At 70.5% G+C, this 20,072-nt stretch carries 17 protein-coding genes; 11 read left to right on the top strand and 6 right to left on the bottom strand.

Translation table 11 applies throughout. The annotated features are described in order from the left end of the window. Nucleotides 1–41: 41 nt before the first annotated feature. Complete coding sequence (locus AB0915_RS23565) at nt 42–1,823, bottom strand: 3-hydroxybutyryl-CoA dehydrogenase (protein ID WP_366692960.1); 1,782 nt, start codon at nt 1,821–1,823, stop codon at nt 42–44. Nucleotides 1,824–2,182: 359 nt separating this feature from the next. On the opposite strand from AB0915_RS23565, the gene AB0915_RS23560 reads away from it, so the two are divergent. Then, nucleotides 2,183–2,764, top strand: a complete 582-nt coding sequence (locus tag AB0915_RS23560) for an adenylosuccinate lyase (protein WP_366692956.1) — start codon at nt 2,183–2,185, stop codon at nt 2,762–2,764. 58 nt (nt 2,765–2,822) lie between these two features. On the opposite strand, the gene AB0915_RS23555 is transcribed toward AB0915_RS23560, so the two are convergent. Further along, the gene (locus AB0915_RS23555) at nt 2,823–4,415 is read right to left on the bottom strand and encodes an alpha/beta hydrolase (protein WP_366692955.1); all 1,593 of its coding nucleotides are present in this window, start codon (nt 4,413–4,415) and stop codon (nt 2,823–2,825) included. Between the two features lie 428 nt (nt 4,416–4,843). On the opposite strand from AB0915_RS23555, the gene AB0915_RS23550 reads away from it, so the two are divergent. The 3 genes from AB0915_RS23550 to AB0915_RS23540 all read left to right on the top strand — a co-directional run bounded on the left by AB0915_RS23550 (nt 4,844) and on the right by AB0915_RS23540 (nt 8,090). Continuing rightward, complete coding sequence (locus AB0915_RS23550) at nt 4,844–5,287, top strand: SRPBCC family protein (RefSeq protein WP_366692954.1); 444 nt, start codon at nt 4,844–4,846, stop codon at nt 5,285–5,287. A gap of 187 nt (nt 5,288–5,474) precedes the next feature. Continuing rightward, nucleotides 5,475–7,946 (top strand): MFS transporter, encoded by a 2,472-nt coding sequence (locus AB0915_RS23545; RefSeq protein ID WP_366692953.1) that lies wholly within the window; start codon nt 5,475–5,477, stop codon nt 7,944–7,946. Between the two features lie 12 nt (nt 7,947–7,958). Further along, on the top strand, nt 7,959–8,090 hold the full coding sequence (locus AB0915_RS23540) for a hypothetical protein (protein ID WP_366692961.1): 132 nt from the start codon (nt 7,959–7,961) through the stop codon (nt 8,088–8,090). Between the two features lie 191 nt (nt 8,091–8,281). Here AB0915_RS23540 and AB0915_RS23535 read toward each other — a convergent pair whose 3' ends face one another. From AB0915_RS23535 to AB0915_RS23525, 3 genes are all read right to left on the bottom strand, one after another. Further along, nucleotides 8,282–8,575, bottom strand: coding sequence for a hypothetical protein (locus AB0915_RS23535; RefSeq protein ID WP_366692952.1), 294 nt, complete (start codon nt 8,573–8,575; stop codon nt 8,282–8,284). A gap of 168 nt (nt 8,576–8,743) precedes the next feature. Further along, nucleotides 8,744–10,069, bottom strand: a complete 1,326-nt coding sequence (locus AB0915_RS23530) for a hypothetical protein (protein WP_366692959.1) — start codon at nt 10,067–10,069, stop codon at nt 8,744–8,746. A gap of 85 nt (nt 10,070–10,154) precedes the next feature. Next, nucleotides 10,155–10,346: a hypothetical protein gene (locus tag AB0915_RS23525; RefSeq protein ID WP_366692951.1), complete on the bottom strand. Its 192-nt coding sequence runs from the start codon at nt 10,344–10,346 to the stop codon at nt 10,155–10,157. 142 nt (nt 10,347–10,488) lie between these two features. Between AB0915_RS23525 and tatA the strand changes: the two genes are divergently transcribed. Beyond that, nucleotides 10,489–10,770: a Sec-independent protein translocase subunit TatA gene (gene tatA / locus AB0915_RS23520; protein WP_366692950.1), complete on the top strand. Its 282-nt coding sequence runs from the start codon at nt 10,489–10,491 to the stop codon at nt 10,768–10,770. A gap of 22 nt (nt 10,771–10,792) precedes the next feature. Here the strand turns inward: tatA and AB0915_RS23515 are convergent, their stop codons facing one another. After that, entirely contained in the window at nt 10,793–11,023 is a 231-nt protein-coding gene (locus tag AB0915_RS23515) for a hypothetical protein (RefSeq protein ID WP_366692949.1), read from the bottom strand. Between the two features lie 276 nt (nt 11,024–11,299). On the opposite strand from AB0915_RS23515, the gene AB0915_RS23510 reads away from it, so the two are divergent. The 6 genes from AB0915_RS23510 (at nt 11,300) to AB0915_RS23485 (ending at nt 20,070) form a co-directional block, all read left to right on the top strand. Continuing rightward, nucleotides 11,300–11,662, top strand: coding sequence for a metalloregulator ArsR/SmtB family transcription factor (locus AB0915_RS23510; RefSeq protein WP_366692948.1), 363 nt, complete (start codon nt 11,300–11,302; stop codon nt 11,660–11,662). Nucleotides 11,663–11,720: 58 nt separating this feature from the next. Continuing rightward, nucleotides 11,721–14,285 carry a magnesium-translocating P-type ATPase gene (mgtA, locus tag AB0915_RS23505; protein ID WP_366692958.1) on the top strand — a complete coding sequence of 855 codons (2,565 nt, stop codon included), beginning with the start codon at nt 11,721–11,723 and terminating at the stop codon, nt 14,283–14,285. 665 nt (nt 14,286–14,950) lie between these two features. After that, a complete protein-coding gene (locus AB0915_RS23500; RefSeq protein WP_366692947.1) occupies nt 14,951–15,784 on the top strand; it encodes a M55 family metallopeptidase in 834 nt (277 codons plus the stop codon). After that, nucleotides 15,777–17,120: a M20/M25/M40 family metallo-hydrolase gene (locus tag AB0915_RS23495; protein WP_366692946.1), complete on the top strand. Its 1,344-nt coding sequence runs from the start codon at nt 15,777–15,779 to the stop codon at nt 17,118–17,120. The genes AB0915_RS23500 and AB0915_RS23495 overlap by 8 nt, the downstream gene beginning before the upstream one ends. 20 nt (nt 17,121–17,140) lie before the next feature. Next, on the top strand, nt 17,141–19,129 hold the full coding sequence (locus AB0915_RS23490; protein ID WP_366692945.1) for a prolyl oligopeptidase family serine peptidase: 1,989 nt from the start codon (nt 17,141–17,143) through the stop codon (nt 19,127–19,129). Next, nucleotides 19,126–20,070, top strand: coding sequence for an LD-carboxypeptidase (locus tag AB0915_RS23485; protein WP_366692944.1), 945 nt, complete (start codon nt 19,126–19,128; stop codon nt 20,068–20,070). Before AB0915_RS23490 ends, AB0915_RS23485 begins: the two co-directional genes overlap by 4 nt. Nucleotides 20,071–20,072 lie beyond the last annotated feature (2 nt).

The raw sequence follows: 20,072 nt of genomic DNA, 5'->3' as shown, positions 1-20,072 counted from the left end.
CGCCCGGAGCACCGGTCCGCCGTTCAGGCACCTGCCGGTCCTCAGCGCCGGGCATATTCGCGGAAGCCGCGCCCCGTCTTGCGGCCGAGGCAGCCGGCCGCCACCAGGTGCTCCAGCAGCGGCGCCGGGGCCAGGCCCGGGTCGCGGAACTCGCTGTGCAGCACCTTCTCGATGGCGAGCGAGACATCGAGCCCGACGACGTCCAGGAGCTCGAACGGGCCCATCGGGTAGCCGCCGCCCAGCTTCATCGCGGCGTCGATGTCATCGAGGGTCGCGTAGTGCTGCTCGACCATCTTGATCGCGTTGTTGAGGTACGGGAACAGCAGCGCGTTCACGATGAATCCGGCCCGGTCCCCGCAGTCCACCGGGTGCTTGCGGATCTTCCCGCACACCTCACGGACGGTTGCGTGGACATCGTCCGAGGTCAGCACCGTACGGACCACCTCGACGAGCTTCATCGCGGGTGCCGGGTTGAAGAAGTGCATCCCGATGACGTCCTGCGGACGCGAGGTCGCCCGCGCGCATGCCACGACCGGCAGCGACGAGGTGGTCGTGGCGAGCACCGCGCCCGGCTTGCAGATCTTGTCCAGCGTGCCGAACAGCTGCTGCTTGACCGCCAGATCCTCGGCGACCGCCTCGACCGCGAGGTCGACATCGGCGAACGAGTCCAGCGAACCGGCGGCGGTGATCCGGCCCAGGGTCTCGTCCCGCGCCTCCGCCGTCAGCCGCCCCTTGGTGACCGAACGCTCCAGCGACTTGGCGATCCTCCCCTTCGCGGTGTCCGCCTTCTCCTGGCTGCGCGCGGCGAGCACCACGTTGTAACCGGTCTTCGCGAAGACCTCCGCTATACCCGAGGCCATCGTCCCGGAGCCCGCGACGCCCACCGACCGGACCGTGCGCCCGGCCTCCACTCCGGCGCTCTCGAGCGGCGTCTGCGCGTCCGGTACCACCGTCCGGCTGCCCGGCGCCACGTACGTGTAGAAGCCGCGGCCCGCCTTGCGGCCGGTCAGACCTGCCTCGGTGAGCTGCTTGAGGATCGGAGCGGGGGCGTGCAGCCGGTCGTGCGACGCGGAGTACATCGCCTCCAGGACGGTACGGGCGGTGTCGACGCCGATCAGGTCGAGCAGGGCGAGGGGGCCCATCGGCAGCCCGCAGCCCAGCTTCATGGCCGCGTCGATGTCCTCACGGGAGGCGTAGTTCGCCCCGTACATCGCGGCGGCCTGGTTGAGGTAGCCGAAGAGGAGCCCGTCGGCGACGAAACCCGGCCGGTCGCCCACCGCAACCGGTTCCTTGCCGAGCTCGCGGGCGAGCTCCGTGACCGCCTCGACGGCCGGCGGCGCGGTCAGCACCGAGGAGACCACCTCGACCAGCTTCATCGCGGGCGCCGGGTTGAAGAAGTGCAGGCCCAGCACGCGCTCGGGGTGCTGCGACTCTGCCGCAAGCCGGGTCACCGAGAGGGCGTTCGTGCCGGTCGCCAGGATCGTGGTGGGGGAGACGATCGCGTCGAGTTCGCGGAAGAGCTGCTGCTTGAGCTCGTACGACTCGGGCACGACCTCGATGACGAGCTGGGCGTCTGCCGCGGCCTGCAGGTCGGAGAAGGTACGGAACCGGGCGAGCGCGTCCAGGCGCTCCCCCTCGGTGATCCGCTCCTTCTGCACGGCGCGGGCGGTGGAGGCCTCCAGGGCGGCGACGGCCTGACGGGCGGCCGCGTCGCTGACGTCGATACCGATGACCTCGCGGCCGGCCCGGGTCAGGACCTCGGCGATGCCGATGCCCATCGTGCCGAGACCGACGACGGCGATGGTGGAGAGAGGGGTGTCCATCATGGGACTCCAGAGGATGAGTGACGACTGAGTGGGCGCACGGCGCGCACGGATCGGCTGGGGCCACAAGGGTCCACACCAGCGCATGGCGTGCGGGATTTGCGTGTCGAGGTGTTCCTGGCCGGGGGTGCGGGAGGCACGCCCGGACGGGAGAGGGGGCGACGGACTCTGTCCCGGAGTCGCGTCTCACAAAGCTGCCGAACCGACAAGCACTCCGGGTGGCTGCGTCACCAGGCCACTGGAGTCGGCGGGGGTGGTGTCCCGCTCACATGAGATTAACCGGCGAGTAACGAGCGCGCCAGCCCCGATTCGCTGTGCGCCGGGTCACACTCACCGTGGCCGCGGATACCCTCAGGGTCATGGACGAGGAGTTCCGGTCGCTGACCGACCGGCTGGCGGACGAGGCGGGGGAGTCGGCTGCGTACCGCAGACTGCTCGCCACCGACGACGACGAGGAGCTGGCCCGGGTCCTCGTCGAACGGGAGCGACCGCTCTGGGCGCGTGAGATCGCCGCGTTCCGGCTCGGCTGCGGCGGTGACCGACGGGCCTTCGAGGCACTGGTCCTGCTGCTCAACCACCGCGACCCGGAGCGCTGCGTCTCCGCGGCCCACGCCCTGGTGCGCCTGGGCGACCCCCGCACCCCGCGTGCCGCCGCCGCGCTCGCGACGAACACCCTGCGCACCGCGTACGCCCTGCACCCGGTCCGTCTGCTCACCGCCCTGCGGGCCCCCGAGTCCGTCCCGGCGCTGATCAGCACCCTGGAGCGGCTGCTGGGGCCGGACGAGCCGCACTGGCGGGTCGCGCTGGCCTGTGTGGAGGGTCTGGGGCAGCTCGGCGACGCGCGGGCCCGCCCGGTCCTGGAGGCGGCACTGCCGCACCCCAGGCTGGCCGGAGCGGCGGAGCGGGCGATCAGCCGACTGCCGTCACCCGGCAGGCTCTGAGGACGCAGCAGCGGCCGGCCGGGTCCGGCTCCCTTCGCCGGACCCGGCCCCGGTTCCCTCAGCGGTGGAAGCCGAGCAGCCCGTGCAACGTGCCGCCCCTGTTGTTCGCGCGCGTCGCCGACTTCGCCGCCCCGGCGGTCAGCGGCTTCGGTTCGGGTGACGTCCCGCACACCGCATCCACGTCGCCGAGGCCGCCGATGGCGCGAGGGACGGTGCCCTTGGCGAGATAGTCCGTCAGGTAGGTGTCCAGGCATGCGTTGCCGCTCAGCGTGACACCGTGGTTGCCGCCGCCCTGCTCGACGACCAGGCTGGAGCCGCGGAGCCGCCGGTGCAGGGTGACCCCGCCCGCGTACGGTGTGGCCGCGTCCTCCGTGGCCTGGAAGAGGAGCACCGGCGGAAGCGCCTTGTTCGAGACCCGTACCGGCTTCAACGGCGCCACCGGCCAGGAGGCGCACGGCGCGTTGTACCAGGTGTTGCTCCAGGTGTAGAAGGGCGCTTTGGCGTGCACCTTCCAGCTGTCGTTGCGCCAGGTGTTCCAGCTCGGCGGCCACCGGGAGTCACGGCACTGCACGGCCAAGTACACGGAGTAGCCGTTGTCGCCTTTCGCGTCGACGGCACCGAGCCGGTCGTACGCGGCGACGAGCGCGTTCTGGTCCTTGTGGTTCACGTACGCGGCGAACGCGTCGGCCAGATAGGGCCAGTACCCGTTGTAGTAGCCGCCCGGCAGGAAGGTCTCCTCCAGCTCGCTCGGGCCGACCTTCTTGCCCGCGGGCTGTTTCCGCACCGCGTCGCGCATCCGGTACCAGGCTGCCTCGACCCTCGCCGGGTTGTTGCCGAGCCGGTACGTCTCGTCGTGCTTCGCCACCCATGCGGCGAACGCCTTCTGGCGGGCGTCGAACGCGTAGTTCTGGCCGATGTTGTCCTCGTACCAGACACCCTCCGGGTCGACGTTCGAGTCGAGCACCAGCCGCCGCACCCGCTGCGGGAACAGCTTCGCGTACACCGCGCCCAGGTACGTACCGTACGAGTACCCGAAGTAGTTGATCTTCGGGGCGCCGGTGGCCTGCCGGATCACATCGAGGTCCTTGGCGGCGCTGACCGTGTCCATGTACGGCAGCAGGTCGGGGTACTTCCTCCCGCACTCCGAGGCGAAGTTGCGCGCCCGGTCGCGGCGGGTCCGCTCGTCGACGAGGGTCCGCGGCACCGAGTCGGGCCGCGGCGGCTTGAAGTACTTGGGTACGCAGTCCAGTGCCGGGGAGCTCTTCCCGACCCCGCGCGGGTCGAACCCGATCACGTCGTACTGCGCGGCGACGTCCTTCGGGAGCGAGGAGGCCACGAACCCGGCCATGGTCAGCCCGCTGCCGCCAGGACCCCCGGGGTTGACGAAGAGCGGACCCTGCGAGGTCTTCGCGGTGTGCGGGATCCGGGAGAGGGCGAGGGTGATCCGCCGGCCCGACGGATCGTCATGATTGAGCGGTGTACTGACCTTTGAGCACTGCAGTTTGGGATACGCCTTGGTGCCACAGCCGGTCCAGCGGAGTTGCGCGGCATGCGGTGCGACGGCGGTGGCGGCAGCCGGGGACGGCACGGCGGTCACCAGACCGGCGACTGTCGCACCGACGGCGATCAGAATTCCTGAACGATTCGTCATATGGCCTCCCGTGGTGGGGGAATGCGGCTGCGTGTGGCACAGCCCCCGCCGCATGCTCCCCGCATTCGGGCACGGAAGGACATGATCGGGTGAGAGTTGACCCGTTTGCCGGGGTGGTGACGGAGGCTCAGAGCAGGGTCGGCGCGGTGGACCCGGGACCGTCCGGCGCCGGCTGCCGGTCGCGCCGTTGTCGAAGGTGCGCGTGGTCACCGCGTCCGGGCGAAGAGTGTGCCCGTCCCGGCCTCGCGGGTGTTCTCGACCGGATTGTCCAGCGCGTGGACGCCTCCTGGACAGCGCCGGAGAGAGAATGGAACACCTGTTCCTGTGATCGTTTATTTCCCCTTCGTCCCGGCCCGGATTTTGAGCGGCGTGCCGGAGGTGATTGGCTCAGCACACCCCCGAACAACCGAAGTGCTGGAGGAACAGCCATGGCGCAGGTCGAGGCCACGACAGAGCGGATCATCGCGGCGGACGCGGAGACGGTGTTCGACGCGCTGGCCGACTACCAGGAGGTCCGGGGCAAGGTCCTGCCCGGCCACTTCAGCGAGTACGAGGTCCGTGAGGGCGGTGACGGTGAAGGTACCCTCGTCCACTGGAAGCTCCAGGCCACCAGCAAGCGGGTCCGCGACTGCCTGCTCGACGTGACCGAGCCGACCGACGGGCAGCTCGTCGAGAAGGACCGCAACTCGTCGATGGTCACCACGTGGACCGTCACCCCGGCCGGTGAGGGCCGGTCCAAGGCCGTCGTCTCGACCGTCTGGAACGGCGCGGGCGGCATCGGCGGATTCTTCGAGAGGACCTTCGCGCCCAAGGGTCTTGCGCGCATCTATGACGAGTTGTTGCAGAACCTCGCGACGAAGGTCGAGAAGTAGCCTCACGTATCGCTGACCGGCCTCACCGGTTCGGGTGGTTTTCCCGGCCGGTCGGTTGTGCGCCGTAGTGGCTCCCACCGGGGGATAAGCCCCCCGAGTGCGCCGTCAGCGCCCCTCGTCGCGTTTGCCCTCCCTTGTCGCGCAATGCGAGAAATGGGCGGCGCAGATGCGACGAGGGGAGCGGCACGTGGCGGGTGGAATCACTCTGGTGAAGGACGAGCCGGACGGGGCGGAGGGCGACGTCGAGGCGGCGACCGCGGATCCGCACGGTGCTCGGACCGCCGCCCTGCCCGATGCGGAGACTACTCCGCCCTCGCCGCCACCGGGTCCCGACGCCGCGGAGATCAGCCCTCGCCGGATCCGGCTGGTTTTCCTCGGGCTGATGCTCACCCTGCTGCTCGCGGCGCTCGACCAGATGATCGTCGCCACCGCGCTGCCGAAGATCGTCGGTGAGCTGCACGGCCTGGAGAAGATGTCCTGGGCCGTCACCGCCTATCTCCTCGCCTCCACCATCGGGCTGCCGATCTACGGCAAGCTCGGCGATCTCTTCGGCCGCAAGAGCGTCTTCCAGTTCGCCATCGTCGTCTTCGTCGTCGGCTCCGCGCTGGCCGGCTGGTCCCGGACCATGGACGAACTGATCGCCTTCCGCGCCGTCCAGGGCATCGGCGGCGGCGGGCTCATGATCGGGGTCCAGGCGATCATCGCGGACGTCGTACCGCCCCGCGAGCGCGGCCGTTTCATGGGGCTGATCGGCGCCGCCTTCGGTCTCGCGTCCGTCGCCGGACCGCTGCTCGGCGGGTTCTTCACCGACCATGCTTCCTGGCGCTGGTGCTTCTACATCAACGTCCCGTTCGGACTGGTCACACTGGCCGTCATCACGGTCGTACTGAAACTCCCCAAACCCGACGTCCGGCCCCGGCTCGATGTGCTCGGCGCGCTGCTGCTGGCCGCCGCCTCCACCTGCGTGGTGCTGCTGACCAGTTGGGGCGGTACGGAGTACGCCTGGGGCTCGCGCACCATCCTCGGGCTGGCCGCCGGGGCTGCCGGAACGGCTCTGCTCTTCCTGGTCGTCGAGCGTCGCGCGCCCGAACCGGTGATTCCGCTGAGGCTGTTCCGCGACTCGATCTTCAATGTGACCGCGCTCGTCGGCGCGGTCGTCGGCGTCGCACTGTTCGGCGCCGCCAGCTATCTGCCGACGTTCCTGCAGATGGTCGACGGCGCCACCGCCACCGAATCCGGGCTGCTGATGCTCCCGATGATGGGCGGAATCGTCGGCGCGTCCGTCGTCTCCGGCCAGATGATCTCCCGTACCGGCCGCTACCGCGTCTACCCGATCGTCGGGAGTGCGATCTCGGTTGTCGGCATGTGGCTGCTCTCCCGCCTCGAAACCGACACCCCACGCCTCGAATACAGCATCGCGCAGGCCGTCCTCGGCATCGGGATCGGCCTGATCATGCCGGTGCTCGTCCTTGCCGTGCAGAACTCCGTACCACCCGCCGACCTCGGCACCGCCACCAGCGCGAGCAACTACTTCCGGCAGATCGGCGGCAGCGTCGGCGCCGCCGTCTTCGGAACGCTCTTCGCGGGCCGTCTCGCCGACGCCCTCGCCGTCCGCCTCCCCTCCGGCGCCGACCTCCCCGCCCCCGAGTCGATCACCCCGCAGCTGGTCCACGCCATGGAGCCGGCCCTCCGCGACAGCTACATCCAGGCGTACGCCGACGCGATGCCGCGGATCTTCCTCTACCTCGTGCCGGTGCTCGCACTCGGCCTCGTCATCGCCTTCTTCCTCAAGGAGAAACCGCTGGTGTCCCACCACAACCCCGAATCCGCAGCCGCCGAGTCCGCCACCCCCATCCCGGCCGCCCGCACCACCCAGGCCCCTCCACCGCCCGTCTACCTGTCGGGCGTCCCGGTGTGCGGCTGCGTCCAGCACCCCGACGGTACGAAGGTCCCACGCGCCGCCCTCACCCTGATCGACATCCAGGGGAAGCAGGTCGGCCGCGGCGCGAGCGGCGACGACGGGCGGTACGCGCTGAGCGTGCCCGGCTCCGGTTCGTACGTCCTCATCGCGGCGGCCGGAGGGCACCAGCCGCAGGCCGTCAGCGTCACCGTCGGCGAGCGGCCCGTCGAGCTCGACGTGGTGCTCGGCGGTGCGGGCCGGCTGGCCGGGACCGTCCTCACGGCCGACGGGATCCCGGTGCGGGACGCTGCCGTCACGCTCACCGATGTGCGCGGCGAAGTCGTCGCGTCCACCCGCAGCGGCCGTGAAGGCGGCTATGTGATCTCGGAGTTGGTGGCCGGCGAATACACCCTCGCCGCCAGCGCCCCCGCCTTCCGGCCCGCCGCGCTGCCGGTCAGTGTGCAAGCGGCCAGGGAGACCCGGCAGGACATCGAACTGGCCGGTGGCGCGGTGCTGCGCGGCGTCGTACGGGCGAGCGGCGGACGGCTCGTCGAGGACGCCCGGGTCACGCTCCTGGACGCGGCGGGCAATGTCGTCGACACCCTGACGACGGGGCCCGACGGGGCGTTCCGCTTCGTGGACCTGTCGACCGGCGAGTACACCGTCATCGCGGCGGGGTACCCGCCGGTGGCCACTGTCCTTCAGGTCGCGGGCGGCGGACGCACCGAACGTGACCTGCAGCTCGGTCACGAGGACTGACGCCGCAACGAGGTGAGTGGGCGCATCGGCACATCCCTCGATCTGGAACGCACCATCCGCGAGGTCACCAGCGCCGCCGTCCCCCGCTTCGCCGACTTCGCCGTACGCATCTGCGTGCCGCAGTCCTGGCCGGTGAGGGGGTGAAAAGAGCTGCCCCGAACGGCGGATGACGCCCCCACTCTTGCCCCGTGCACCGCCGGGACGGTAGTCCGCTGGTTCGTCCTCGCCGCCTAGCCTGCCGCCGACCGGTAGAGCCGACGACGGGCACGCACGGCGCGTGGGCCGCGCCCGCGTGCCTTCGCCCAGAGGAAGTGCATCGCGTCGGGGGCGTGCCTTCAGGAGTCGGAGTCGGGTTTGCTGCCGGCAGACGCATACGCCTGGGCAGGGGTCATGTTGACGCCGTTGAGCGTGACGGTCTTGTAGGGGCTGACCCTGGCACAGGACTTGGACTGGTCGGCGGTCCGGGCGTGGGCGTGGGAAACCGCGGCCCGGGTGTCGGCGGTGGTGGGTGAGGTGGTGCCGCTCGGGTAGGTGGTGCCGCTGGGCCAGTCGCTGCCAATCACCAGAGTCAGGCCTGTGCCGCTGCCCTGTTTGAGGCGCGAGGCGGGCAGATCCAAGGCCTTGGCCACGGTCTGTGCCTCGTTCTTCCGGCCGGTGCCGTAGGTGAGTAGGTGTCGTAGACGTCGGAGCTGACGCAGACGGACACACCGCCGACCGCGTCGGACATCTTTACCACGCCGGCCTGCACACCAACTGGGCCAAGGCGGCGCAAGCCGTACGGATGTAACCAGGTCAGGTCACCAGTCGCCGCTCCCGAAGTCACCGCCGAAGTCACCGCTGGAGTCTCCGCTCCCGAAGCCTGACCCGAAGTCGGCCGGGCTGAAATCTGCGCCGGTGAAGTCCCCGCCTTCTGCAGGACTCGCGCCGGACGCCAGGTCTCCTGCGTCGGCGAAGGCTGCGGGCGCGCTGATCAGACTGCCGAGCATGGTGCCCACGAGCAGCCCGCCGAGCATGCTGCCCGCTCCGCCGAAGTAGCCGCCCGCCCAGGGGGCATAGGCGGGGCCGGCGTTCCAGTAGGGCTGGGTGCCGTGGCCGGCCTGCACCATTCGGGTCTGCGGTTCCTCGCCGGCGGCCACGCGTGCGGCGTCTGCGGAACAGGCGGGAACCGGCCGTGCCGTGCCACCGTGCGGGGCCCACTGCACGTCGGTGGCCGACGGGCCGTGCCGGGGATCGAAGAAGCAGGGAAGCCGGTGCTCGGGCAGCGGGGCACCGGTGCGTCGGGCGGCGAGGGTAGCCAGGGCGAACCGCCCCTGTTCCAGGGTCTCGGTCACCGGCTGGGCCTCGTGGGGCCGGGTGGCCCCGGCCATCTGCACCTTGGCCCTGTCGTACGCGTCCAGGGCATGGGTGTAGTCCTGACGCATGTCATCGGTGGCGCCGGGCTCGGACGGAGAGAAGTCGAGACGGTCCAGCTCCTCGCCGAAGGCGGTGATGTCCTCGTCCACCACCACGCGCAGGGCCTCCAGTTCGGCGCGCTCGCGCTTCTCCTTCTTCCTCTTCGACTGGCGGTAGAGGGCGTATGCCCCCGCCCCACCCGCGACGAGCACGCCGCCGGCAACGAGCAGCCCGGTGGCCCCCGAGCCCTCCTCGTCACTCTCCGCCCAGGAGGACGGCGCGCTGCCTTTGGCCTGCTGGAGTGCCTGGTCGACGAAGCTGTTCAGCTGGGCCTTGACGTCCGCGGGTGCTGAGCGCTTCACCGCGCCCTTGAGGTTGTCGACGGCGCTGCGGGGCATCACCTGTGCATCGGCGCCCGCGTTGAAGCCGTCACCGAGGCGGATCGCGTACACACCCGTGATGCCGGTCAGCGACCGCACGTCCTTCAGCACGGTCTCCTTGGGGAATTGCCCGGCCTCGGGCAGCACGGCGACGAAGACCGGCTTGTCCGCATCCTCGATCTTCTTCGCCAGCGCCTCGGCATCGGCCTTCGCCAGTTGGTCCTCGGCCTGTGGGTCGACGTAGACCGGACTCTTCTTCAGTGCCTCGGCCACTTCACCGGTACCGCTCGCGGCGTGCGCCCTTGTGGGGGTGAGCGCGGCGAGGGCCAGGAAGACTGCGGACAGGGCCATGGCCGGACGGAGCCGTGTAGTGGCCCCTGCAATGGCGTGCATGGAGAGTCTCCTTAGGGGTCCGTCGGCTGCATGCGATGTTCGCTCAGCCGTACGAGAGCTTGGCGCAGAGGTCGTCGTCCGCGGCGCGGGCGACGTCGGCGGGCACCGTGGTTGGCTCGCTGGAGGCGGGCGCTGAGGGATTGTTCGCAGAGGACTGCCCGAGTGTCGCGCGCCCTCGGCCGGCGGCCCGCAGTCCGCCGCGGCGCGGGGGCGCCATCTGGTGGCTGCCTGTCATGTGTGCGCCCTCATTCGTCCGGCTCCGGGACGGCTGGCCCCACCCCAGGGTTGTACAGTTGCGCAATCCAGCAATCTTCATGGTGGGTGCGGCCCCTCGGGGCGCGCACGCTCGGACAGGCGAACGAAAGGACGGGGCAACGATGTTCGCGAATGCTCTGCACCCCTGGCACCTCGTGATCGTGGCACTTGTGGTCATCTTGCTGTTCGGCGCAAAGAAGCTGCCGGAGACGGCCCGCGGGCTGGGGAAGTCGATGCGGATCCTCAAGAGTGAGGCGAAAGCGATGAAGGAGGACGGCGCACCACCGCCCGCCGCACCCGAGTCCACCCCGGCCGAACAGGCTTCGCCCCGGACGATCCAGGCCGCCCCCGGCGATACGATCTCGGCGCGCCCGGCCTCGGAGAGCGGCACCACGCCCCGCTGACGTCGGCGGGCCGGTGCACGCGTCAGGGACTGGCCGCGTCGAAGCGGTACCGCAGCGGCTCGCTCCGTACGCGATAGTCGCGGCGGTAGACGTACAGCGCCTCCACCTGTGGGCCACCCGGTGAAGCGCCCATCTCGCAGGGGTAGGTCACTTGCAGCACTCCCGGCCGGTCCACGACCCGTGTCCGCAGTCCGGCTGCGGGGCCTCCGTCGAGCACGGCGGCCTCCCAGCCTGTCGCCTCATCTGCATCCATGGTGACAGTTTAACAGTTGCGCAATCTTTGAACTATCGTGTGCCACGTCGCTATCAGCAACTACGACTTCGAGAGGTGACCGGTTGATCTTCTCGGCAGTGTCCGGCCACGATGCCGGTCAGAAGCCGAGCGCCGCCGAGAAGAAGAAGACGAAGAGCGGTGGTTGGGTCACATGCTCCGGACGAACTCCCCGTGGGTCGGGGGCGGGCCCGGACGCCTAGAATTGGGCAGCGTAGGGGTGAAATCCGGTGTCCAGGGTTGGAGGGGGAGTGGGCTGTGGCGGCTGATGTTGGTGGCGTCGAGGACCTGTCGGCTGAGGTGCTGGCGGACGCGGCCGCCGCGTTCGGGCTGCTCGCGTCGTCCGCGAGGCTTCACATCATGTGGTCGCTGGCACAGGGCGAGTGCGATGTGACCCATCTCGCGGACCGGGTGGGCGGAGCCCTGCCCGCAGTGAGCCAGCACCTGTCGAAGCTGAAGCTGGCCAGCCTCGTACGCTCCCGGCGCGAGGGCCGACGTCAGATCTACTACGTCGACGACCCCGACATCGTGACCGTAGTACGGCTGATGGTCGGTCAGCTTTCCGCACGTGCCGAGCAGGTCGCCGCACCGGTACGGCGACTGCGCGAGACCAGTGCCTGAAGCCGACGCGGCCACGACACAGGACACCGAGTTGTCCGGCCCCGTGGTCGCTTCGGCGCTGAGGATCGGCCCGCTCCACGATGAAGCCACGCAGGAACAGACGACACCGACCGCGCTTCAGGTGCTGCGTCGGCTGGACAGTAGACCGCGCGGGCTGACGGAAGCACAGGCTGAAGAGCGCCTGGCCCGATGCGGCGAGAACACACTGCCCTCGCGACGGCCCGTCCCGTGGGCCTCGCGGTTTCTGTACAGCCTGCGCGATCCGTTCACCGTGGTGCTGCTCTGTCTCGGCCTCGTCTCGGCGCTCGTGGCCTCCTGGTGTACCGCGGGCGTGATCATGGTGCTGGTGGTGGTCAGTTGCCTGCTGCGCTCCTCGGGTGAGCACCGGGCGGACCGTTCGATGATGGCGATGTGCGGGTTGGTAGCCGCCACAGCCACCGTGCTGCGGCGCGGCGGCGAGGACGTGGCACCGACGGCCCGGGAAATCCCTGTCGACCAGCTCGTGCCAGGAGACGTAGTCCATCTCAGCCCGGGCGACCTGGTGCCGGCCGACCTACAGCTTCTGCGGGCCAGTGGGCTGAGCCTGTACCAGGCGGCGCTCACCGGGGAGTCGGCGCCAGTCACCAAGTACCCCGTCGATGTGCCCGGCCCGGCGGAAGGGGGAATCTTCGAGCAGCCGCACCTGTGCTTTCAGGGCAGCAGCGTCGCCTCCGGCAGCGGCACTGCCGTGGTCGTGGCCACCGGGGCCCGCACACGATGGGCCGGTGGGGACAAGGCGCGCGGGCGTAGCCTGCCCAGTGCCTTCGACCGCGACGTGCACGGCATCGCCTGGATTCTCATCCGGTTCATGCTGCTCACCCCACCACTGGTGCTGATGGCCAACGCGGCGCTGCGCGACCGCGGTCTGGAAACACTGCCGTTCGCGGTGGCGGTGGCGGTCAGCCTGACCCCGGAGATGCTGCCGGTCATCGTCACCACCTGCCTGGCGCGCGGCGCCTCACTGCTGGCCCGTACGCACGGGGTGATCGTCAAACGGCTCCCCGCATTGCACGACCTCGGCGCGGTCGACGTGCTGTGCCTGGACAAGACCGGCACCCTCACCCAGGACCGGCCCGTCGTTCACCGCGCGTTGGACGCTGAGGGCCACGATGCGCCCGAGGTGCTGCGATGGGCGGCCGTCAACGCCTGGTGGACCCTCCAGCTTGCCGACCTGCCCGCGCCGGACGCCCTGGACGAGGCGATCCTGGATGGCGCCGACGCCGACGACGCGGAACGGTACGAGGGTGTGGCGGCCGTCCCCTTCGATCCGGTACGCCGTCTGGCCACCGCCGTTCTGCGCGTCCCCGGCCGACTCGGCACCCACACCCTCGTGGTCAAGGGCGCCGTCGAGACCGTTCTGGAGCGGTGTGTACTGGAGGACGGCGAACGGGAGCGACTGCTCACGCTCGCGGCCGACCAGGCGGAGGACGGTCTGCGCGTACTGGCGCTCGCCACCGCCACACGCCCTGCCCGCATCCGGGACTACACCCCGGCCGACGAACACCGCCTGACCTTCCAGGGCTTCGTCACCTTGCGGGACGCACTCGTGCCGACTGCCGCCGACACCCTGAAAAACCTCAATGCGCGGGGCATCACCGTCAAGGTTCTCACCGGCGATCACCCGGGCACAGCGGCGCGCGCCTGCCGCGACCTCGGTATCCCGCTCGGCGACGGCGATGTACTCGACGCCGGGTGCATCGACGGCCTCACCGATTCCGAACTCGCCGGGAGAGCCCGCCGTACGACCGTCTTCGCCCGCTGCACTCCGGAGCACAAGGCCCGGATCACTGCCGCTCTGCGCGCCGATGGGCATACCACCGGATTCCTCGGCGACGGGGTGAACGACCTGCCCGCGCTGCACACCGCCGACGTCGGGATCTGTCCCCGCGACGCCGCGGACGTGGCCAGAGAGAACGCGGATGTGGTCCTGGCGGACAAGGACCTCACCGCCATCGATCACGCCATCGCGGCGGGGCGGTGCTCAAGCGGCAACATCGCCACGTATCTGCGCATCACGCTCTCCTCCAACCTCGGCAACGTCATTGCGATGCTCGGCGCAGGACTTCTCCTGCCTTTCCTGCCGATGCTTCCCGCACAGGTCCTGGTGCAGAACCTGTGCTTCGACGCCGCCCAGCTCGCGTACGCCTACGACCGGCCCGCGCCCGGCGCCCTGCTACGGCCCACCGCGCTGCGACCACGGGACTTCCTGCGCTACATCACCGGCTTCGGCGTGCTCAACGCCATCGCCGACCTGGCCACCTTCGCCCTCCTCGCTCTGGCCCTGCACGGCCCCGGAACAGGAGACGACGAGGCGCTGTTCCACTCCAGCTGGTTCACGGAGAACCTGCTCACCCAGTCACTGGTGATGCTGCTCCTGCGCCCTGGCCGCCGCACCGCACCGGGCCCGGTTGGCTGGGCCGCGGCCGGACTCGCCGCAGTCGGACTACTCCTGCCTCTGTCCCCGATCGGCCCTCTGCTCGGCATGACACCGCTTCCGGGCCTCTACTACCTGCTGCTGGCCAGCGTCCTCGCGCTCTACGCGGCCGGACTGGCACTGGCCAGAAGAGGCTACGAACGACTTTGACGAGGCAGGCCACCGCAACTGCTTACTCGTCACACACAGGTCGCGGCGGTAGTTGGACAGCGCCTGCACGGGTACCGTACGACGAGGCCATCAGCTCGCAGAGGGCGTTTCGTGAGTCTTTGATTCGAGTGGCCGGCCCCTTCTCCCGGGGGCGGAGCCGTCGGACGAGCTCGTGACAGGTGACCCGATCCGCCGGTCGGCATGCGGTCGTGAGCCGTCTTCACCCGGACGGTCGGCCCATGTCACACCACTGCACCCTGGGCCGCGCGCGACCGGCCGGGCCCGGAAACGCTGAGTGCGTCGTTCCCCGTCCCGCCGCCGGCGACTCATCACCACGGCGTGACCCGGGGGACCACCGCGTGACCCATGGACGGGCCACGGCGTGCCGACCGGGGCCCGGGTACGGGATCCGGACCGTTCAAGGCCCGGCATCGGGGTCCCCGCGCCGACCGGCCGCCCAACTGACCGGCAATGGACTGGACCTCTGGAGCTGACAACACCTCTGGCCTGGGGCTCCGCCGCCGCGTACGGTGTTGCCGCATGAAGATCTCCCTTCGCGAACGGCCGCTTCGGGAGCCTGTCGGGCGTTCCTCCGGGTCCGAGGACGGCAACCGCTGTCACGGCCGGAGCGCATGCCTGCCGACCTGCGAGAGGACCGATACACCGTGAAGATCCTCATCAGCGCGGACATGGAAGGCGCCACGGGCGTGACCTGGCCGGCCGATGTGCTGCCCGGGACGCCGCAGTGGGAGCGCTGCCGATCGATGTTCACCTCCGATGTGAATGCGGCGGCCCTCGGCTTCTACGACGGGGGCGCCGACGAGGTGCTGATCAACGAGGCCCACTGGTCCATGCGCAACCTGCTGCTGGAGCGGCTCGACGAGCGGGTCCAGATGCTCACCGGGAGGCACAAGTCCCTCAGCATGGTGGAGGGCATCCAGCACGGTGACGTCGACGCGATCGCCTTCGTCGGCTACCACACGGGAGCCGGTACGGAGGGCGTGCTCGCCCACACGTACCTGGCCAACTCCATCACCGGCGTCTGGCTGAACGGGGTCCGCGCCAGCGAGGGACTGCTCAACGCGCATGTCGCCGCGGAGTACGGCGTGCCCGTCGTCCTCGTCACCGGCGACGACCTGACCTGCGTGGACGCCGGCGGATACGCCCCCGCCGCCCGCAAGGTCGCGGTGAAGGACTACGTGTCGCGGTACGCCGCGGTGTGCCGGACCCCCGCTCGTACCGCGGCCGATATCCGCGCGGCCGCCAAGGAGGCCACCTCGCTCGCCGGTCGCGTCGAACCGGTGCGGGGCGGCCCGTTCACGGTGGAGCTGGAGTTCGATGCCGAGCATCTGGCCACAGCGGCCACCGTTGTTCCCGGCGTGGTGCCCAGTGGTGAGCGGCGCGTCGCCTACACCAGCGCGACGATGTACGAAGGTATTCGCACGTTCAAGGCGGTGACGACGATCGTGTCGTCCGCCGTGGAGGAACAGTATGGCTGAGGCGACCACCCCCCAGGACTCCGTCGACGGCCTGGCACTCGACGAATCCGTGACGTTCACGTCCGAACTGATCCGGATCGACACGACCAACCGGGGCGGCGGCGACTGCCGGGAGCGCCCGGCCGCCGAGTACGTCGCCGAACGGCTGGCCGCCGCCGGACTGGCACCCCAGCTGCTCGAACGCACCCCGGGCCGCACCAACGTGGTCGCCAGGATCGAGGGCACCGACCCGACCGCCGACGCGCTCCTCGTCCACGGGCATCTCGACGTCGTGCCCGCCGAGGCCGACGACTGGAGCGTGCACCCCTTCTCCGGGGAGGTCCGCGACGGTGTCGTCTGGGGCCGCGGCGCCATCGACATGAAGAACATGGACGCGATGGTCCTCGCCGTCGTCCGGGCCTGGGCCCGGGCCGGTATCCGGCCGCGCCGGGACATCGTGATCGCGTACACCGCCGACGAGGAGGCCAGCGCGGAGGACGGCTCCGGCTTCCTCGCCGACCGGCACCCCGAACTCTTCGAAGGGTGCACGGAAGGCATCAGTGAATCCGGCGCCTTCACCTTCCACGCCGGACCGGGGATGTCGCTCTACCCCATCGCCGCGGGCGAGCGCGGGACCGGATGGCTGAAGCTCACCGCCCACGGCAAGGCCGGGCACGGCTCAAAGGTCAACAGGGCCAACGCGGTCACCGCACTCGCCGCGGCCGTCGCCCGGATCGGCGCACACGAATGGCCGGTACGGCTCACCCCGACCGTACGCGCCGCCCTCACCGAGATCGCCGCCCTGCACGGCATCCGCGCCGATGTCGACGCCCCCGGGTTCGACGTGGACGAACTGCTCGGAAAGCTCGGACCGGCCGCGGCCCTGGTCGAGCCGACCGTCAGGAACAGCTCCAACCCGACGATGCTCGAAGCCGGGTACAAGGTCAACGTGATCCCCGGCCGTGCCCTCGCCTACATCGACGGCCGGACGGTGCCCGGTGGCGAGGACGAGTTCCGCACCACCCTGGACCGGCTGACCGGACCAGGCGTCGACTGGGAGTTCCACCACCGTGAGGTCGCTCTGCAGGCGCCGGTCGACTCACCGACGTACGCGAAGCTACGCGCCGCCGTCGAACGCTTCGACCCGGACGGCCATGTCGTGCCGTACTGCATGTCGGGCGGCACGGACGCCAAGCAGTTCTCCCGGCTCGGTATCACCGGCTACGGCTTCTCGCCGCTGAAGCTCCCGGTCGGCTTCGACTACCAGGCGCTCTTCCACGGCGTCGACGAACGCGTGCCCGTCGAGGCACTGCACTTCGGCGTCCGCGTCCTCGACCACTATCTGCGCACGGCCTGACCCGCACGGGGGGATTGAATATGGTGTCCACAGAGGCCTACGGAACATGGCCGTCGCCGATCGACGCACGGCTGGCCGCCTCGCACGACGGCCGCCCTGAGTACGTCGGCGCGGTCGGCGACGAGGTGTGGTGGACGGAGCCGCGCCCGGCCGAGGCGGGCCGTCGCGCCCTGGTCCGCCGCCGGGCGGACGGGACCACCGAATCCGTGCTGCCCGTTCCGTGGAACGTACGCAGCCGCGTCATCGAGTACGGCGGACTGCCCTGGGCCGGTGCCGGGCGCGCCGACGCCGGACCGCTGATCGTCTTCGTGAACTTCACCGACCAGCGGCTGTACGCGTACGCGCCCGACGGGCCCGACGAACCATGGCCGCTCACCCCGGTCTCGGCTGTCGGCGGCGGACTGCGCTGGGTCGATCCGCAGCTGCACCTCGACCGCGGCGAGCGGGGCGAAGTGTGGTGCGTCCTGGAGGAGTTCACCGGCGAGGCGCCCACCGATGTGCGCCGGGTGATCGCCGCCGTACCGCTGGACGGATCGGCGGCCGACGACCGCGGCGCGGTACGCGAACTCTCCGACGGCCGGCACCGCTTCGTGACCGGGCCGAAGCTGTCGCCCGACGGGCGGCGCGTCGCGTGGATCGCCTGGGACCATCCGCGGATGCCGTGGGACGGCACCGAGGTGATGCTCGCCGACGTCACCGACGACGGCACGTTCCGCAACACTTGGAGCTTCGGCGGCGGACCCGGGGAATCGGTGCCGCAGGTCGAATGGACCATCGACGGACAGCTCCTCTTCGCGAGCGACCGCAGCGGCTGGTGGAACCTGTACCGCGCCGATCCGCACCGGGGCGCGGTGGCGCTCTGTACACGGGAGCAGGAGTTCGCCGGGCCGCTCTGGAAGATCGGGCTCAGCTGGTTCCGCCCGCTGGAGAACGGACTGATCGCCACCATCCACGGCAAGGGCACCACCACCCTCGGCATCCTCGACCCGGAGACCGGCGAACTCGCCGACACCGTCGGGCCCTGGACCGAGTGGGCCGAGACGCTCGCCGTTCACGGCAGCCGGGTCGTCGGCGTCGCCGCGAGTCCGCAGAGCGCGTACGAGGTGGTGGAGCTGGACACCGCGACGGGCCGCACCCGGATCATCGGCGCGCAGCACCGCGACGCGGTCGACCCCGCGTACTACCCCGCACCGCAGAACCGCACCTTCACCGGGCCCGAAGGCCGTGACATCCACGCCCACATCTATCCGCCCCGCAACCCCGAACGGGAGGGGCACGAAGGCGAGTTGCCGCCGTATGTCGTGTGGGCGCACGGTGGTCCCACCGGCCATGCCGCGCTCGTCCTCGACCTGGAGATCGCCTACTTCACCTCGCGCGGCATCGGCGTCGCCGAGGTCAACTACGGCGGCTCCACCGGTTACGGCAGGGCCTACCGCAACCGGCTGCGCGAACAGTGGGGCATCGTCGACGTGGAGGACTGCGCCGCCGTCGCCCGGGCGCTGGCAGCCGAGGGCACGGCCGACCCGGACCGGCTCGCCATCCGCGGCGGCAGCGCCGGCGGCTGGACCACCGCCGCGTCGCTGACCAGCACCGACGTCTACGCCTGCGGCACCGTAAGCTATCCGATCCTCGACCTGACCGGCTGGGGCACCGACGAGACCCATGACTTCGAGTCGCAGTATCTGGAGTCCCTGATCGGCCCGCTCGCCGAGGTCCCGGACCGGTACCGCGCGCGGTCGCCGATCAACCGCGCCGACCGGCTGACCACACCGTTCCTGCTGCTCCAGGGGCTGGACGACGTGATCTGCCCACCGGTCCAGTGCGAGCGGTTCCTGACCGCCGTCGAAGGGCGCGGCATCCCGCACGCGTATCTCGCGTTCGAGGGGGAGAGCCACGGATTCCGGCGTGCCGACACCCTGATCGCCGCACTGGAGGCCGAACTCTCCCTCTACGCCCAGACCTTCGGCATCGACCGCCCCGACGTACCACAACTGGAGCTGAAGAAGTGACGCTGACTCCTCTGACCCGCGCCGCCCGCCTGCGACCGGGTGCCAGGGTCGCCGTCGTGTCGCCCAGCGGACCGGTGCCGGGCGACCGCCTCGAGGCGGGTCTGGACGTGCTGCGCGGCTGGGGTCTGGAGCCCGTCGAGATGCCCCATGTCCGTGACGTGCACCCGGAGTTGGGCTATCTCGCCGGTACGGACGAGGTGCGCGCCCGCGACCTTGAGCAGGCCTGGTGCGACCCGTCCTTCGACGCGGTGCTGTGCGCTCGCGGCGGATACGGGGCGCACCGCATGGTCGACCTGGTCGACTGGGCGGCGATGCGCGCGGCCGGGCCCAAGGTGTTCGTCGGCTACAGCGACATCACCGTGCTGCACGAGGCGTTCGCCCAGCGCATGGGGCTCTCGACGCTGCACGGACCGATGGTCGCCACGGAGACCTTCCTCAAGGACCCGGACACCCAGGAGTCGCTGCGGGCCACCCTGTTCGAGCCGGAATCGGTACGGACCCTGGGCCTTCGCACGGCCGGTGTGCTGGTGCCCGGCCGGGGCAGCGGCATCACATACGGCGGCTGCGTGAGCCTGCTCGCCGCCGACATCGGCACCCCGCGGGCCCGGACGTCCGCCCGCGGCGGGCTGCTGATGATCGAGGACACGACGGAGGACCCGTACCGCCTCGACCGCATCTTCACTCAACTGCTGCGGGCCGGGGCGCTGTCCGGGGTATCCGGGGTCGCCTGCGGCTCCTGGCAGGGCTGCGAACCGTACGAGGAGGTGCGTGCGGTCCTGGCCGACCGGCTCGGCGGGCTGGGCGTGCCCGTCGTCGAGGAGCTGGGCTTCGGTCACGGCCCGACGGCGTTGACGATTCCGCTCGGTGTGCCCGCGGTGCTGGACGCGCCGGAGGACGGCGGTCTGGGCACGCTCACGGTCGAGGTACCCGCGCTGATCTGAAC

Origin of the sequence: Streptomyces sp. NPDC048411 (assembly GCF_040704695.1) — a bacterium.
GTDB lineage: Bacteria > Actinomycetota > Actinomycetes > Streptomycetales > Streptomycetaceae > Streptomyces.
This window is presented reverse-complemented; position numbering and strand designations above follow the sequence as displayed.

Bases quoted from the DNA above. Each gene is read 5' to 3' on its own strand.
- AB0915_RS23565 (WP_366692960.1), bottom strand. From the start codon at position 1,823: ATGGACACCCCTCTCTCCACCATCGCCGTCGTCGGTCTCGGCACGATG.
- AB0915_RS23560 (WP_366692956.1), top strand. From the start codon at position 2,183: ATGGACGAGGAGTTCCGGTCGCTGACCGACCGGCTGGCGGACGAGGCG.
- AB0915_RS23555 (WP_366692955.1), bottom strand. From the start codon at position 4,415: ATGACGAATCGTTCAGGAATTCTGATCGCCGTCGGTGCGACAGTCGCC.
- AB0915_RS23550 (WP_366692954.1), top strand. From the start codon at position 4,844: ATGGCGCAGGTCGAGGCCACGACAGAGCGGATCATCGCGGCGGACGCG.
- AB0915_RS23530 (WP_366692959.1), bottom strand. From the start codon at position 10,069: ATGGCCCTGTCCGCAGTCTTCCTGGCCCTCGCCGCGCTCACCCCCACA.
- AB0915_RS23525 (WP_366692951.1), bottom strand. From the start codon at position 10,346: ATGACAGGCAGCCACCAGATGGCGCCCCCGCGCCGCGGCGGACTGCGG.
- tatA (WP_366692950.1), top strand. From the start codon at position 10,489: ATGTTCGCGAATGCTCTGCACCCCTGGCACCTCGTGATCGTGGCACTT.
- AB0915_RS23515 (WP_366692949.1), bottom strand. From the start codon at position 11,023: ATGGATGCAGATGAGGCGACAGGCTGGGAGGCCGCCGTGCTCGACGGA.
- AB0915_RS23495 (WP_366692946.1), top strand. From the start codon at position 15,777: ATGGCTGAGGCGACCACCCCCCAGGACTCCGTCGACGGCCTGGCACTC.
- AB0915_RS23490 (WP_366692945.1), top strand. From the start codon at position 17,141: ATGGTGTCCACAGAGGCCTACGGAACATGGCCGTCGCCGATCGACGCA.